This is a genomic window from Corallococcus terminator (assembly GCF_049194865.1).
In the GTDB taxonomy this organism is placed as follows: domain Bacteria; phylum Myxococcota; class Myxococcia; order Myxococcales; family Myxococcaceae; genus Myxococcus; species Myxococcus terminator_A.
Genome location: NZ_JBLZWL010000129.1, coordinates 81,394 through 95,603, shown reverse-complemented (window position 1 = coordinate 95,603; position 14,210 = coordinate 81,394). Strand labels below are relative to the sequence as shown.

At 71.5% G+C, this 14,210-nt stretch carries 12 protein-coding genes; 7 read left to right on the top strand and 5 right to left on the bottom strand.

What is annotated here, in order from left to right:
* Positions 1-50: 50 nt before the first annotated feature.
* The 3 genes from yoaA to ACN469_RS38235 form a co-directional block, all read right to left on the bottom strand.
* Positions 51-2,048 carry a DNA repair helicase YoaA gene (gene yoaA / locus ACN469_RS38245; RefSeq protein WP_498776386.1) on the bottom strand — a complete coding sequence of 666 codons (1,998 nt, stop codon included), beginning with the start codon at positions 2,046-2,048 and terminating at the stop codon, positions 51-53.
* Positions 2,049-2,180: 132 nt separating this feature from the next.
* Entirely contained in the window at positions 2,181-2,933 is a 753-nt protein-coding gene (locus tag ACN469_RS38240) for a hypothetical protein (RefSeq protein ID WP_498776384.1), read from the bottom strand.
* The gene (locus tag ACN469_RS38235) at positions 2,930-3,925 is read right to left on the bottom strand and encodes a site-2 protease family protein (protein WP_498776382.1); all 996 of its coding nucleotides are present in this window, start codon (positions 3,923-3,925) and stop codon (positions 2,930-2,932) included. Before ACN469_RS38235 ends, ACN469_RS38240 begins: the two co-directional genes overlap by 4 nt.
* 213 nt (positions 3,926-4,138) lie before the next feature.
* On the opposite strand from ACN469_RS38235, the gene ACN469_RS38230 reads away from it, so the two are divergent.
* The 3 genes from ACN469_RS38230 (at position 4,139) to ACN469_RS38220 (ending at position 6,151) form a co-directional block, all read left to right on the top strand.
* Positions 4,139-4,486 carry a hypothetical protein gene (locus ACN469_RS38230; protein WP_498776380.1) on the top strand — a complete coding sequence of 116 codons (348 nt, stop codon included), beginning with the start codon at positions 4,139-4,141 and terminating at the stop codon, positions 4,484-4,486.
* A gap of 102 nt (positions 4,487-4,588) precedes the next feature.
* Entirely contained in the window at positions 4,589-5,389 is an 801-nt protein-coding gene (locus tag ACN469_RS38225; protein WP_498776378.1) for a hypothetical protein, read from the top strand.
* A gap of 42 nt (positions 5,390-5,431) precedes the next feature.
* The gene (locus ACN469_RS38220) at positions 5,432-6,151 is read left to right on the top strand and encodes an HAD family hydrolase (RefSeq protein WP_498776376.1); all 720 of its coding nucleotides are present in this window, start codon (positions 5,432-5,434) and stop codon (positions 6,149-6,151) included.
* Positions 6,152-6,213: 62 nt separating this feature from the next.
* Here ACN469_RS38220 and ACN469_RS38215 read toward each other — a convergent pair whose 3' ends face one another.
* Entirely contained in the window at positions 6,214-6,678 is a 465-nt protein-coding gene (locus tag ACN469_RS38215) for a transcriptional regulator (RefSeq protein ID WP_498776374.1), read from the bottom strand.
* Positions 6,679-6,863: 185 nt separating this feature from the next.
* Here ACN469_RS38215 and ACN469_RS38210 point away from each other — a divergent pair, with 185 nt between their 5' ends.
* The 3 genes from ACN469_RS38210 to ACN469_RS38200 all read left to right on the top strand — a co-directional run bounded on the left by ACN469_RS38210 (position 6,864) and on the right by ACN469_RS38200 (position 11,780).
* Positions 6,864-7,733: an EF-hand domain-containing protein gene (locus ACN469_RS38210; protein ID WP_498776372.1), complete on the top strand. Its 870-nt coding sequence runs from the start codon at positions 6,864-6,866 to the stop codon at positions 7,731-7,733.
* 174 nt (positions 7,734-7,907) lie between these two features.
* Complete coding sequence (locus ACN469_RS38205) at positions 7,908-8,846, top strand: lipid kinase (protein WP_498776641.1); 939 nt, start codon at positions 7,908-7,910, stop codon at positions 8,844-8,846.
* Positions 8,847-8,900: 54 nt separating this feature from the next.
* Positions 8,901-11,780, top strand: a complete 2,880-nt coding sequence (locus ACN469_RS38200; protein WP_498776370.1) for a carboxypeptidase regulatory-like domain-containing protein — start codon at positions 8,901-8,903, stop codon at positions 11,778-11,780.
* 74 nt (positions 11,781-11,854) lie between these two features.
* Here the strand turns inward: ACN469_RS38200 and hrcA are convergent, their stop codons facing one another.
* On the bottom strand, positions 11,855-12,889 hold the full coding sequence (gene hrcA / locus ACN469_RS38195; protein WP_498776368.1) for a heat-inducible transcriptional repressor HrcA: 1,035 nt from the start codon (positions 12,887-12,889) through the stop codon (positions 11,855-11,857).
* A 286-nt stretch (positions 12,890-13,175) separates the two neighbouring features.
* Between hrcA and yedA the strand changes: the two genes are divergently transcribed.
* Positions 13,176-14,117: a drug/metabolite exporter YedA gene (gene yedA / locus ACN469_RS38190; protein ID WP_498776366.1), complete on the top strand. Its 942-nt coding sequence runs from the start codon at positions 13,176-13,178 to the stop codon at positions 14,115-14,117.
* Positions 14,118-14,210 lie beyond the last annotated feature (93 nt).

The following is a 14,210-nucleotide window of genomic DNA, read 5'->3' as shown; positions in this document are numbered from 1 at the left end:
GGCATACGAAATGAGCGGGATTCTCGGGCAATTTCGCCCGGATTTCCGGCTCACTCCACCGAACGCAAGGCGCGCACCGGGCGCACCGGGCCGTTGAACCAGCGGCTCAGCTCCACCAGGTCGTCCATCCGCCGCGCGTCCGGGAGGCTGTCCAGGAACACCTGCCCATACGCCTTGGTGAGGATGCGCCGGTCCAACATGGCGACGATGCCCTTGTCGGACTGGGTGCGAATCAGGCGCCCGAAGCCCTGACGCAGGGCCAGCGCCGCCTGGGGGAGCTGGTACTGCTCGAAGGGCTCCTCACCCCGCGACTGGAGCTGCTTGATGCGCGCGGCCACCAGCGGGTCTCCCGGCGAGGCGAACGGGAGCCGGTCGATGATGACCAGGCTGAGCGCGTCTCCCGGCACGTCCACGCCCTCCCAGAAGCTGTGCGCCGCGAAGAGCACGCTCGGCGTGTCGCGGAACGCCTCCAGCAACTGCTGCTTGGGCCGCTCGCCCTGGAGCAACGCCTGGTACGGCAGCCGCCCCGCCGCCAGCTCGTACGCGCGCACCATGTTGCGCAACGACGTGAAGAGCACGAAGGCCCGGCCCCCCGTCACCTGGCAGAGCTCGACGATTTCCTCCGCCGCCGCCTCGATGAAGCCGGGGGCGCTCGGGTCCGGCAGGTGCGTGGGCAGGTACAGCGCGGACTGGCGCGGATAGTCGAACGGGCTGGGCACCGCCAGCGTGCGCACGCGCGTCACCGTCTGGCCATCCTCGCCATACAGCCCCATGCGCCGGGCGAAGAAGTCGAAGCGGCTCTCCGCCGCCAGCGTCGCGGACGTGTACACCACCGTGTCGAGCGCGCCGTACATCCGCTCGCGCAGCTCCTTCGCCACGTCGATGGGACTGGCGCGCAGGAACAGTCCCTTGCCGCGCTGCTCCGCCCAGTACACGTGGTCCGCCGACTCCGCCTTCTCCAGGAAGGAGAGCTGCTCCTCCAGCTCGTCCGCGCGGCGCGTAATCGCGGCCAGCTCCGGCTCGCGCTCGCCCGCGGAGAAGGCGGACAGCGCGGCCAGGCCCTCGCGCACTCCTCCCAACGCGCTGGACAGCTTGCCCATCGCCTCCGGCTGAATCGACACGGAGGCCTCGTGGCCCGACAACCCCAGCGCCCGGGGTGCCTGCGCGAAGAAGGCGTCCGCGCTGGTGCGCAGCCGTGCCGCCAACGCGCGCAGCATCGCGTGCCGCGAGTCGTCTTCCTTCAACGACGCCACCGCGTCGCGCGCCAGCTCCTCCAACCGGTAGTTGGAGACACCCACGCCGAAGTGGCCGCTGGCCGCGTCCTCCAGCGCATGCGCCTCGTCGAAGACGACGGCCTCGTAGTACGGCAGCACGCCCTCGGTGCGCTTGCCGGAGGTGCGCAGCGACAGGTCCGCGAAGAAGAGGTGGTGGTTGACCACCAGCAGGTCCGCGCTCTCCGCGCGCTTGCGCATGCGCGTGACGAAGCACGGCTCGTACAGCGGGCACCGCGTGCCCACGCACGTCTCGGACGTGGTGGACAGCCGCGCCCACGCGCTGAAGGACTCCGGCAAATCCAGCTCGCTGCGGTCTCCGGTCTGCGTTTCCTCCGCCCACGCCTTCAGCTTGGGCCAGTACCGCGCCTCGTCACGCGAGCCGAACTGCGGCTCCTTGGCGAAGGCCCCGTAGCGCTGCAGGCAGAGGTAGTTGTTGCGCCCCTTGAGGTACGCGGCCTCGAAGGTGAGCCCCATCTTCTCGCGCAGGAGCGGCAGGTCCTTGAAGAAGATCTGGTCCTGCAGCGTCTTCGTCGCCGTGGACACCACGACGCGGCGGCCCGACAAGAGCGCGGGCACCAGGTAGGCGAGCGTCTTGCCCGTGCCCGTGCCCGCCTCCGCCAGCAGATAGCTGCGCTCCGCGAAGGCTCGCTCCACGGCGCGCGCCATCTGGAGCTGCTCTGGCCGGTGCTCGTACGCGGGCAGGGCCACCTGGAGCGCGCCCCCCGGACCGAGCAGGCTGTCGACAGTGGCTGAGGGAGAGACGGGGAGCGTCATCGGGGGTGGCGAGCCTCGCGGGAGCGGCCCGACACGATAGCAGCCAGCCGCGCCCCAGGCCCGTTTCCGTCCGAGGCCCACATCCCTGCCCGCATGGCCGGCCGCCCCGCGGGGGAGGCGTCGCCCGCCGGGTCAGGGCAGGTCGCCGGACAAGAGCAGCCGCACGCGCTGGATGATGAACGCCAGGAGCATCAACACCACCAGGGAGAGCACCGCGATGGCCGCCGCGCGCAGCCGCCGCTTGCCCGCCGACAGCTCCGAGGACTCCACCTCCGTGGGAACCACCAGGGTGGCCCGGCGCACCACTTCCTCCCGCGCCCGGTGCGCCACGGCGTCGTCCGGCGCCCGCGCCAGCCGCACCCGATACAGCCGCCCCGCCGCCGCCAGCTCCCCGCGCCCCATGGCCAGGGTCAGCAGCCTGTCGTGCGCCTCCCACTCCTCCCAGCGCTCCGCCAGCGAGCGCCACGCCCCCCTCAGCTCCTCCGAGGGCTGGTGCTCGTCCGCCAGGAAGTTGGCGTACACCAGCCCGCATTGCGCGCAGGACGTGTCCACCTCCCGCCGCGACGACACGCACTTGGGACAGTGGCCCGGCGGCGGCGTGAAGAGCGCCTCGTCGTCCAGCGTCACGGGCACCGTCGCGCCCCGCACCACCCGCAGGGCCGGCGCGCTGGCGCGTGCGGACAAGGCCGACGACGACGACGCCACGGCATCCTCCGACACGGACTGCGTCGAGCCGGAGCCCTCCTGGGACAGCGCCGGGGACACCGACGCACGCGCGCGGTTCTCCGCGCCGCAGCGCTGGCACTGCACCACCAGCCCGCCCCCCTCCATCCGGAAGGACTCCAGGGGGATGAGCCGCTCACAGGCTTCACACTGGAACTTCATGACACCACCTGACGCAGCGGCACGGGCATCGCGCAGCCGATGAGGGCCAAGAGGCACAGCGCGCAGATGAGCTTGCGCGAGGGACTGAGCGGCTCCAACGGCTCCACCACTTCCGGATGCCCGAAGCCCACCACCTTGCTCGTCACCAACAGCCACAGCCCCCAGGACGCGGTGACGAAGAGCGTGAGGAACAACAACAGCGCGGCCATGGCCCGCCCCACCCAGTGCGCGTGACGGCCCAACAGCGCGAACGCCAGGTGCCCGCCATCCAGCTGCCCCATGGGCATCAGGTTGAGCAGCGTGACGAGCAGGCCGAACCAGCCCGCGATGACCACCGGATGAACCAGCACGTCCTTGCCCTCCGGCAGGGGCCCCAACGCCAGCCACGTCAGCCCCTGCATCAACAGGCTGTCACCAAACACGGTCTGCACGCCATGAAACGTCTCCTCCGGCGCGGCGGGCGCATGGGTCAACTTCGCCATCACCCAGGTGAACAGGTCCTTGCCGTAGACCCACAGCGACGCCTCGCCGGGGAACTGGGAAGCCACCCGCGGCGCGTCCACCACCGTGGAGTGCGCCAGCCCCCAGTAGAGGATGGGCAGCGCGACAATCAGGCCCGCCAGCGGCCCCGCGGCGCCAATGTCCACCAACGCGTTGCGGTGGGGGATGCGGTCCCGGATGCGGATGACAGCGCCCAGCGTGCCCACGCCCAGCACCGGCAACGGGATGAAGTACGGCAGCGACGTGTCCACACGGTGGAGGCGCGCGAGCACGTAGTGGCCCATCTCGTGAGTGCCCAGAATCGCCAGCAGCGACAGGCTGAACGACAGCGCGCGCAGCGCCGCTTCCGTGGAGACCTCGTCCGGCGAGTAGGGCCGCTGGAAGTGGAAGTACAGCAGGTACGAGGTGAAGGTCGTCACCACCGTCAGCAGCAGCAGCAGCAAGTGAAGCCAGTACCGGGGCGCGGGACGTGCGACGGGGACGGTGTCCATTCAGGAGCCTCGGGGTTGGGCTAGCAAGGCGAGATGTGCATTGCAACGCGAGCGCGCTCTTCCAACGTCCGTACAGTGTGTCCGGACGGACCTTGACATGGAGTCGACATCTGGTACGTACCCCGCCGCTTGAGGTTCCAATCAAACGGACGGGCGCTCTCTTCCTGGGAGTGTCCAACCACCATCCAAGCCACACTCAAAGAGGGGAAAACCATGAAGAAGCTCATCCTGTCCGCCGTTGCCGCGTCCAGCCTCATTGGCTGCACCAGCGTCGAGAGCGCCGTTGTCTCCGGCAGCGAGATCGCGGCCAACGGTGAGGCCGTGGCCGTCATCCAGACCAACGCGCTGGGCCTGACCGCCATCTTCCACATCATCGACATCGTCCAGAGCGACCTGGACACCGTGGTGAACAAGCTCCTGATCGCCGAGGCGAAGGCGATGGGCGCGTCCAAGGTCGACCTGAAGTCGGCGGCCACCACCCCCCGTCACGGCATCTACGCCCTGTTCGGCACCATCATCGGCATCACCTCCTCCACGGCGACCGGCGTGGCGGTGAAGTAGTCAGGCGGCCGGCCCACACGGCGGCAGCTTTTCGGGAGGCCCCCTGGCGACAGGCGGGCCTCCTTGCTTTTCAGCCACCCTCCTGCCTCACTTTCTCATTCCATGCGCCTCAGCCACTTCGCCCCCTGTGTCCTCCTCGCCCTCGCGGGCTGCTCACGCAAGACGGACGACACCGCGGCGCTCGCCGGGCAGGTGAAGCAGCGGCTGGCGGAGCGCGACACGAAGCTCTCCGGCTATCACATCGCCGGCACGGTGAAGGACGAGGGCCAGGACCTGGTGCCCTTCACCTTCGACTACCGCGCCCCCCAGCGCATGCGCGGCACGCTGGGCACTCCGCCCACGCGCATCTTCTCGTGGGACGGCATCCACCTCTTCGAGCAGCTCGACGGTGAGAAGCGCTTCACCACGTTCAAGTCGGAGCTGCCGCCCGCGAAGCTGGCGGGCTTCCTCACGGAGACCTTCGGCGTCTTCACCCCGGAGGGCTTCCGCGCGCCGCTGCTGTCCCGGGGCGCCACCCTGCGCCGCGTGAAACACCCCCGCGCCCAGGAGGCCGTGGAGCTGACGGCGACGCTGGGGGGCGAGGCCGGGGGCGTGGCGCTGGTGTACGTGCTGCGCTGGCCGGGGCTCGACTTCCTGGACAAGCGCTCGCGCTCGCCGGACGGCACCGAGGCGGAGGTCCGGATGGAGGAGGAGCACTGCGACGAGGCCCTGGGACTGTGCGTCCCCAAGCGCCTCACCCGGTGGCTGGGCGGGCAGAAGGTCGGCGAGACGGTGCTCGGACGTGTGGAGCTGAACAGCCCCCCTCCCAATGATGCCTTCACCCTCACGGCTCCCGAGGGCTACGATGTGAAGACACGAACACTGGTGGAGGCGCCCGCGGAGAACCCACCCACGGGCGGTTGACCGCCACCCCGGGCGTCCCCACTTTGGCCCGGGAGGCGCGCGATGGTGGAGAACGTCATCTTCGACGTGGATGGAACACTGGTGGACTCGGTGGACGAGCACGCCGAGGCCTGGCGACGCGCGTTCCTGCACTTCGGCAGGGATTTCCCGTTCGCTCACGTCCGCAGTCAGATTGGAAAGGGCGCGGATCAGCTCATTCCCGTCTTCTTCAACGACGATGAGCTCGAGCGCTTCGGCAAGGAGCTGGAGGAGTACCGCTCCAAGCTCTTCGTCCGGGAGTTCTTGCCCAAGGTGAGGCCGTTTCCGCGCGTGAGGGAGCTGTTCCAGCGCCTGCGTCAGCACGGACGGCGCATCGCCCTGGCCTCCGGCGCGAAGGACGAGGAGCTGCAGCACTACGTGCGACTGTGCGGCATCGACGGCCTGTACGAGACGAAGGCGAGCCAGGACGAGGTGGACAAGGGCAAGCCCCACCCGGACATCTTCGAGAGCGCGCTCATCAAGCTGGGACGGCCCGCTCCGGACGTGACGGTGGTGGTGGGCGACACGCCGTATGACGCGCTCGCCGCGGGCAAGCTGGGGCTGTCCACCGTGGGTGTGCTGGCCGGAGGCTTCTCTCCGGAGGACCTGCGCGCCGCGGGCTGCCGCCTGCTGGTGAAGGACCCCTCGGAGCTGCTGCGGCTGGCCGAGGACTCCTCGGTCGACTGGCCATGGAATGGACCCGGCGCCACGCCGCCGGCCTCCAAGGACGAAGAGAACCGCTGAAGCAGCAGGGCGTTCGCGCCCCACCTCGGGCTCACCGAGGATGGGGCGCTAACTGCTCGCGACTACTTCCGCGAGCCGCGTGAGCCCCGCCGCGTGCTGGCGCCGCGCTTCGTGCTCTTGCGCGCCGTGCCGCTCTTGGAGCGCGTGCTCGTGGAGCCGCGACGCGCGGTGACTCGACGTCCGGCCGCGCGACGCACGGTGGACTTGCTCCCGGAGCGCGTGGCACGCACGGGCGTGTTGCGCTTCCTCGTGGCCGCCGCCTTGCGGGCGGACGCGGAGCGCTGCGCGGCGGTGCGCTTGCGCGCGGCCTTCTTCGCGGCGGCCTTCACCAGGGGACGGCGCCGGGCCACCTTCGCCTTGCTGCCGGAGCCGCCGTTCATCCCGCCGCCCGTGGCCTTGTTCACCGTGGCCCAGGCTCGCGCCGCCGCCGTCTTCTCCGACGCGCCCCGGTCCTCGTAGCCCTTCTCGATTTTCGCGGCCATCCGCTTCTGTTTCGCCGTGTACTTCGCCTTGCTGCCTCGTGCCATGCGGCAACCTCCAGGGTTCTCGCCTCGCCGGCACACAGCCGGCCGCGCCTGGAAGGTGCGCAGCCGCCCTGGCGCCGGGAAGCGTGCGGCGCCCACCGCTGTCCGCCCCGCAACTTCTTCCGACGCACCGGGTTTCAGCAAAGCGAGGCCGGACACCGCCGCACTTCGAACCTGGAGCCCCTTCCATGAACCGAGTCACCACTCACCGTCGCATCCTCGCCGCAGCGCTGTGCTTCACCCTGCCCTTCGGGCTCACCGCTTGTGGCGACGACGTACCGGATGAGACCGCGCGGTACGTGGGCGAGGCCGCGTCCTATCTCACGGCCGCGGAGGAAGACGGCGCGCTGGGCGCGGACGCGGTGGCGGACACGAACGCCTCGCAGCGCGAGGCCATGGCCGACGAGGACGTGGGCGGACTGGAGACGGAGCCCACCGACGAGGGGAAGACGTGCGACTTCAGCGCGCATCGACAAGCGGTGGTGGAGAAGTACGACGACGACAAAGACGGCCAGCTGAGCGTGCGGGAGCTGCGCGAGCTGAAGGCGGACGTGGGGGAGCAGCGCGACGCCCCGCGCCCCCGCCTGGCGCAGCTCGGCCGCCGTGCGCGGCACTGGGCCTTCTGGCGTGTGCGCTGGGCCTTCGACGAGAACGGCGACGGCGCGCTGTCCGCCGAGGAGCGCGGCGCGCTGGTGGAGGCCATGGAGGCGCGCTGCCAGCGCCTGCGCACCGAGCGGCTGGAGCAGCACGACACCAACGGCGACGGCTCGCTGGACGAGGCCGAGCGGCAGGCGGCTCGGGTGGCCCGGCGCGCCCGGTGGGAGGCGCGGCGCCAGGAGCGGCTGGTGACCTACGACACGAATGACAACGGCGTGCTCGACGCGGGTGAGCGCGTGGCGCTGCGCACGGACCGCGTGGAGGCGGCCCAGGAGCGCCGTGCGACGCTGCTGGCCGCCCATGACACCAACGGCGACGGCCGCTTGAGCACGGAGGAGGCCCTCCCGCTGCGCCAGGACATCCAGCGCCGCATCGTCGAGGGACGCGACGCGGAGGACTGAACCCTCGTCTCCCAGGTTGCCCTCCAGGGGCCTCGGGGCTTCGAGTGGCCGGTGGCTTTCGGTCATCTTCCCCCGGGGCCCGCTGGCCTCGTGGACTCCGCGTGCACACCTTTTCCGGCACGCAACAAGGAGGAGGTCCCCCTGGAACCCGCGCTCATCGAGCCTCCACGCCGGCTGGCCCCGGACGACGGGCCCGCGGCCCTGGTGGTCAACACGCAGTCGCGCTCGGGCCGGGAGGCCTATGCGCTCGCCCGTGACGCCCTCGCCTCGCGCGGCGTCATCGTGGCGGAGAGCCACGCACTGTCGAAAAGTGGACGGCTGCGCCGCGTGCTGGAGCAGGTGCTGGGCAAAGGCACCCGCCGCATCATCGTGGGCGGCGGAGACGGCACCCTGAGCGGCGTGGTGGCGCACCTGCTGGGACGCGACGTGACGCTGGGCGTGCTGCCGCTGGGCACCGGCAACGACTTCGCGCGCTCCCTGGGCATCGCCCCCGATATCGAGTCGGCGTGTGACGTCATCGCGCGGGGCTACACCGCGCGCGTGGACGTGGGCCTGGCCAACGGGCGCCCGTTCCTCAACGCGGCGAGCCTGGGGCTGGCCTCGGCGATTGCCCGGCGGCTGACGAAGCAGCTGAAGCAGCGTGCGGGCAAGCTGGCCTATCCGGTGGCCGCCGCCGCCGAGGTGAAGGACCTGCGCCCCTTCCGCATCCGAATCAAAGCGGATGACCAGGAGCTGGAGCTGGACGTGCTGCAGCTCGTGGTGGGCAACGGGCTGTACCACGGCGCTGGCAACATGGTGGCTCCCGACGCGCGCCTGGATGACCGGCGGCTGCACGTCTACGCCGTCTCCGCGCCCTCCTCGGCTTCCGGCCGGGATGGCACGGGCCTGGGCCAGCTCCAGGACCTGGCCACACTCGCGCGGGTGGCGCTGGCGGTGCGCACCGGGGAGCACGCGGAGAACCCCGCGGTCACCGCGCTGCGCGCCGTGCGGCTGTACGTCGAGGCGACTCCGCCGCAGGAGGTCAACGCGGACGGAGAGCTCGTCGGCCTCACGCCCATGCGCTTCGAGGTGGCCCCCGCGGCCCTGCGCGTCTACGCCCCCGCTCCCGCCTAATTCCGAAATGACCCAGGCTGGCCTACGCTGGCGTCCTTCCGAGGACGAGCCCACATGCGCCTGCGGTCCCAACGTCCCCTCTTCTTCGCCGCCCTGCTCGCCATTGGCGCGGTGCTGCTGCTCTGGTTCCGCGTGCCGAGGCCCGGCACGCCCTCCCATCCGACACCTTCGGGGCTCCACGCGAGCCCCACCGCCGACGTCGGAGGCCTGGCCGCCCGCGCCGAGTCCGTGTCGGCCACGACGGCTCGCGACGAGCCCGCGGCCGACGAGGAAGGCGCCTTCGTGGTGCGAGTGGTGGGCTCCTCGGGTCCAGTGCCGGGCGCGACGGTGCGGGCCTGGCGCAAGGAGGCGACGGACCGCGCCGATACCGCGCCGTCTTCCTGGCGGCTCGCGGGTGAGGGCACCACGGCCGAGGACGGCACGCTGCGACTGCCGACCCGGCCCGGTGACTACCTGCTGTCCGCGCGCGCGCAGGGCCATGCGCCCGCGCGCCGCGAGGCCACGCGTCCCTCGGGCGAGTCGGAGACGTCCGTCGAGCTGACGCTGAGCGCGGGGGTGACGCTCCAGGGTCGCACGGTGGAGGAGAAAGGCGGCGAGCCGGTGCCGCTGGCGGAGGTGACGCTCCATCCGTATCCCGGAGCCGCCATCGCCTGGGCGGAGCCCGCGACGATGGCCGAGGAGGCCGTGACGGCGACGAGCGACGGGCGCGGCCAGTTCCAGTTCTCCGGGCTGGCGCCGGGCCGCTATGGCCTCACGGCCGAGGCGCCGGGTTACAGCCGCCGCACGCTGCGCTTCCTCCATGTGCCCCAGCAGGGAGAGCTGGTGGTGGGACTGTGGGGCGCGGGCACGCTGGAGGGCTTCGTCGTGGACGCGAAGGGGCAGCCCGTCACCAGCGCTCAGGTGACGGCGTCGGGTGGACGGGAGCCCGTGAGCACCTCCACCAGCGAGGGCGGAGGCTTCGCGCTCGAGGTGGGTGGAGGCAACTGGGTGGTGTCCGCGCGACACGGCGACACCCTGGGCCGCGTGCCCGGCACGCTGTTCGTGGCCCCGGGCCAGACGCTGCGAGGCCTCACCGTGAGGCTGGGCGCGGCGAGCGGGCTGACCGGGCAGGTGGTGTCGACGGGCGATGGCGCGCCGGTGCGCGACGCGGTGGTGGTCGTCAGTCCCTCGGGCGCCGACGGAGAGCTGGGCCGCACCACGTCCGGAGGCGAGGGGGTCTATCGACTGGACCTGCCTCCCGGTGAGTACGACGTGGCGGTGCGGGCACGGGGCTTCGCGAGCGCCACGCATGACGGCGTGGTGGTGACCGAGGGGGCGCACGCGACACTCGATGTGAAGCTGGAGCCGGCCACGGCCGAGGTCGAGGGCGTCGTGCTCAATCCCCAGGGGCAGCCGGTGGCGGGCGCGGAGGTGCGCGCCCAGCCGCGTACGGGCGGAGGCGCCGTGAGCACCACGCGCACGGACACGCAAGGCGCGTACATGCTGAGCGGGCTGGTGCCCGGCCCGGCGGCGGTGCGCGCGCGGAGAGAGGGCTCGCGGGGCTGGACGAGCCGCGTGGAGACGTTGAAAGCCGGCGCGCGCGTGCGCGTGGACCTGACGCTGGCGGAGTCCGGCATGGTGCAGGGCCGGGTGACGCAGGCCTCGGGCGAGCCCCTGTCCGAGCCCGCGGTGGTGCGCGCGGTGCCACGCGGCGCTTCCGGCGGCGCCTCCGACCTGGCGTGGGCGGAGACGGACGCGGCGGGCACGTATCAGCTCGAGCTGCCAGCGGGCGTGTACCAGCTCACCGCGGTGCTGCCTCGCGCGCGCTTCATCTACTTCCAGGACGACGACCCGAGCGTGACGGTGCACGCGGGGAGCGCGGTGCAGCAGGACCTGGTGCTCGTGGAGGAGCGCGGCATCTCCGGCACGGTGCGCGAGCCCTCCGGCACGCCCAGTCCCTTCGCCGTGGTGGCGGCGGTGCAGGGAGGGAACATGCCCTTCACCATGCGCGTGCGAGCGGACGAGGACGGCACGTTCGCCATCCCCACGCGTCCCTCGGGCGCGCCGCCGCTGGAGGAACTGGTGGCCCACAACGGAGGGCGCGTCGTGCGAGTGCCCTCGGTGCGCGAGGGCCAGGGCCTGGTGGACCCGCGCCTTCAGCCCGCGGCCCATTTGCGCGGCAAGGTGGTGGCGCGAGGTGGCGCGGCGCCCGAGGGCTTCACGTTGCGGCTGACGGAGGACAACGGCGAGGAGTTGCCGTGGGAGCCGCTGGCTCCGTCCACGCGGCGCTTCAGCGGGGACACCTTCGAGCTGAGGGACGCACCCGGGCAGGTGGTGAAGGTGCACGTGCAGACGCATGACGGACGCACGGGCTCGGCGCGGGTGGCGCTGGAGCCGGGCGGCGGCGCGAACGTGGAGGTGCCGCTCACGACGGGGGGCGCGGCCTCCATCATCGGGCGCGCGGTGTGGAGCAGGAGTGGTGGTCCCGCGGCGGGCGTGGCGGTGTTCCTGGATCGCGCCGTGTCCGCGAAGCCCGACACCGTCACTGCCGCCGACGGCCGCTTCCGCCTGGACGACGTCAGGCCCGGTCCGCACACGGTGCGCCTGCTGCCGCCCGAAGGACGCGTGGAGACGCACTCCGTGAAGGTGACGGAGGCGGAGGCCTCGGACCTGGGTGACGTGACGGTGTCCCCGCGCCGCGCGTCGCCGGGCACGGTGGGCGCGGGCTTCAGCGAGGAGCGCGGACAAGTGGCCGTGGCGTGGCTGACGCCGGACGGGCCCGCCGCGCGCGCGGGCGTGGTGGTGGGCGACCGGCTGCTCGCGGTGGATGGCCTGGTGGTGCGCGACAGGACGGAAGCGGAGGCACGCACCCGAGGCGCGCCCGGCACACCGGTGCGGCTCCAGGTGCGGCGCGACAGCGGCGAGCGCGAGTTGCAGGCCACTCGCGCGGAGTGAGCCGCGCTACACCTTCTCCATCATGCGGGACGACATCCGCGCGGGGGTTGTCCCTCCGCGCGGAGTGAGCCGCGCTACACCTTCTCCAGCACGCGCGAGAGCACCTGCGCGGTGAAGTTCACCAGCGGAATCACGCGGCGGTAGTCCATCCGCGTGGGGCCGATGACGCCCACCGTGCCCAGCACCTGCTCCTGATTTCCGTAGGGGCTCGCGATGACGGACACGTCGCCAGCGGCGGAGAAGTCGCTCTCCGCGCCGATGAAGATCTGCATCTCGTTGGCGCGCTGCACCTGGTCCAGCAGCGACAACAGGCGGTGCTTCTCGTCCAGCGTCTTGAAGAGCGCGCGCATGCGCTCCACGTCCGCGAACTCCGGCTGCTCCAAAAAGGAGTTCGTCCCCTGGATGAGCACGCGCTCCGTCGTCGGCAGGTCCGTGGCCGCCGCGCCCAGCTTGAGCGCCTTCGCCGTCATCGCGTTGTAGAGCGCCTGCTCCTGGTCCATCTCCGAGCGGATGCGCTCACGCGCCTCCTCCAGCGGAACCTCGTGCAAGAGCTCCGACAGGTAGTTGCTCGCCCGCATCAGCTCATCCGAGGTGATGGGGAAGTCGACGGTGATGGCCTTGTTGTGCACCTGCCCGCTCTGCCCCACCAGGATGGCGAGCACCCGGTCCTCGCGCAGGCGGAGGAACTCGATGCGACGGAACACCGCCGACTCGGGCCGGGGCGTGACGACGACGCCCGCGTGCCGCGTCAGCGAGTGGAGGAGTCGACTGGCGTCGCCCAGCACCTCCTCCAGGTTCGCGTCATGGAAGAGGCCCGCGTGGATGAGCTCACGGTCCCTGGGCGTGGGGTCCTTCAGCTTGACGAGCGTGTCCACGTAGAAGCGGTAGCCCGCGTCGGTGGGTACCCGGCCGGCCGAGGTGTGAGGCTTCTCCAAAAACCCCAGCTCCTCCAGGTCCGCCAACACGTTGCGCATCGTGGCCGAGGAGACCTCGAACCCGGGGCGGCGAGCGAGCTGCTGACTCCCCACCGGCCCGCCCGTGGAGATGTACTCCTGCACCACCGCCCGGAGGACTTCCTTCTCGCGTTCACCCAGCTCTTCAGACGACATCCAGGAGCTCTCACTCTGGAGCATGCGGCCAGCCACCGCGCCGCGAGCGCTCCACGAGCCCCAAGTGTAAGAAAGCGCGTCCGGGGGTTCAATCCACGTCCGAAGGAGACAGGCGGACGAAGGGTGGTCCCCGCCCTGGCTCATCCCTGGCAGGGAGCCGAGCAGGCACACCTGCACCCCACCTGACGTGCGCTCGCACTGTACCGCCCGGCGGCTCCACCGACTGTGGGGTACGGCAATGCGCACATGGCCCGGGGGGAGGTCGAACGCTACAAGCCGCGCCACCGTGTCCGCCTCGTCCGCCGCTTCGTCCCTGTCCACGCCGTCCACTCCCGCCCTCTCCCCTGTCGTCGGTGACGCGCTCCAGTCCGGAGCCCAGCGCGGTCGCGTCCTGCTGTGCCTGGTGACGCTGTACCTCGTTTGGGGCTCCACCTATCTGGCCATCCGCTGGGTACTCCAGGGTGGCATGCCGCCGTTCCTGGCCTCGGGGACGCGCTTCCTGCTGGCGGGAGCGCTGCTGTTCGGGGCGATGTGGCTCAAGGGCGCGCCGGTGCCTGGCGCGCGGCAGTGGGGCTCGAGCGCGGTGGTGGGACTGCTGCTCCTGGGCGTGGGCAACGGGGGACTCGTCTTCGCGCAGCAGTGGGTGCCTTCCGGTGTGGCGGCGCTGGTGGTGGGCAGCCTGCCCATGTGGTCGGCGCTGTTCGGTGGACTGTTCGGGCAGTGGCCCGGGAAGCTGGAGCGTTGGGGGCTCGCGGTGGGGTTTGGCGGCATCGTCCTGCTCAATCTCGGGGGCGAGCTGGGCGGAAGCTGGTGGGCCACGCTGGCCCTGCTGGTGTCGCCGATGAGCTGGGCGTTGGGCTCCGTGCTCGGGCGCCGCATGTCCATGCCCCAGGGGATGATGGCGCCCGCGGCGCAGATGCTGTGCGGGGGCGCGCTGATGCTGGCCTTCGGGCTCCTGCGCGGCGAGCACCTGACGGCCATGCCAGATGCGCGCGCGCTCGCGGCCTTCGCGTACCTGGTCACCTTCGGCTCGCTGGTGGGCTACACCGCGTATGGCTACCTGATGCGCCACACGAGTCCCTCCGTGGCCACCAGCTACGCGTACGTCAATCCGGTGGTGGCGGTGCTGCTGGGCGTCGTGTTCGCGGGCGAGTCGATGAGCCCCCTGTCGTGGGTCGCCATGGCCGCGATTCTCGGCGCCGTCGTGCTGCTGACGCGCAAGCGCTGAGCCCCACGCCAGGTTCTTCGCGGACCTGCCGCTCGCGGACCCTGCGTGCTCGGGGGACCGCACGTCGCGTGTCAACATGGGCAAGGAGGGGCA

Bases quoted from the DNA above. Each gene is read 5' to 3' on its own strand.
- yoaA (WP_498776386.1), bottom strand. From the start codon at position 2,048: ATGACGCTCCCCGTCTCTCCCTCAGCCACTGTCGACAGCCTGCTCGGT.
- ACN469_RS38240 (WP_498776384.1), bottom strand. From the start codon at position 2,933: ATGAAGTTCCAGTGTGAAGCCTGTGAGCGGCTCATCCCCCTGGAGTCC.
- ACN469_RS38235 (WP_498776382.1), bottom strand. From the start codon at position 3,925: ATGGACACCGTCCCCGTCGCACGTCCCGCGCCCCGGTACTGGCTTCAC.
- ACN469_RS38230 (WP_498776380.1), top strand. From the start codon at position 4,139: ATGAAGAAGCTCATCCTGTCCGCCGTTGCCGCGTCCAGCCTCATTGGC.
- ACN469_RS38225 (WP_498776378.1), top strand. From the start codon at position 4,589: ATGCGCCTCAGCCACTTCGCCCCCTGTGTCCTCCTCGCCCTCGCGGGC.
- ACN469_RS38220 (WP_498776376.1), top strand. From the start codon at position 5,432: ATGGTGGAGAACGTCATCTTCGACGTGGATGGAACACTGGTGGACTCG.
- ACN469_RS38215 (WP_498776374.1), bottom strand. From the start codon at position 6,678: ATGGCACGAGGCAGCAAGGCGAAGTACACGGCGAAACAGAAGCGGATG.
- ACN469_RS38210 (WP_498776372.1), top strand. From the start codon at position 6,864: ATGAACCGAGTCACCACTCACCGTCGCATCCTCGCCGCAGCGCTGTGC.
- ACN469_RS38200 (WP_498776370.1), top strand. From the start codon at position 8,901: ATGCGCCTGCGGTCCCAACGTCCCCTCTTCTTCGCCGCCCTGCTCGCC.
- hrcA (WP_498776368.1), bottom strand. From the start codon at position 12,889: ATGTCGTCTGAAGAGCTGGGTGAACGCGAGAAGGAAGTCCTCCGGGCG.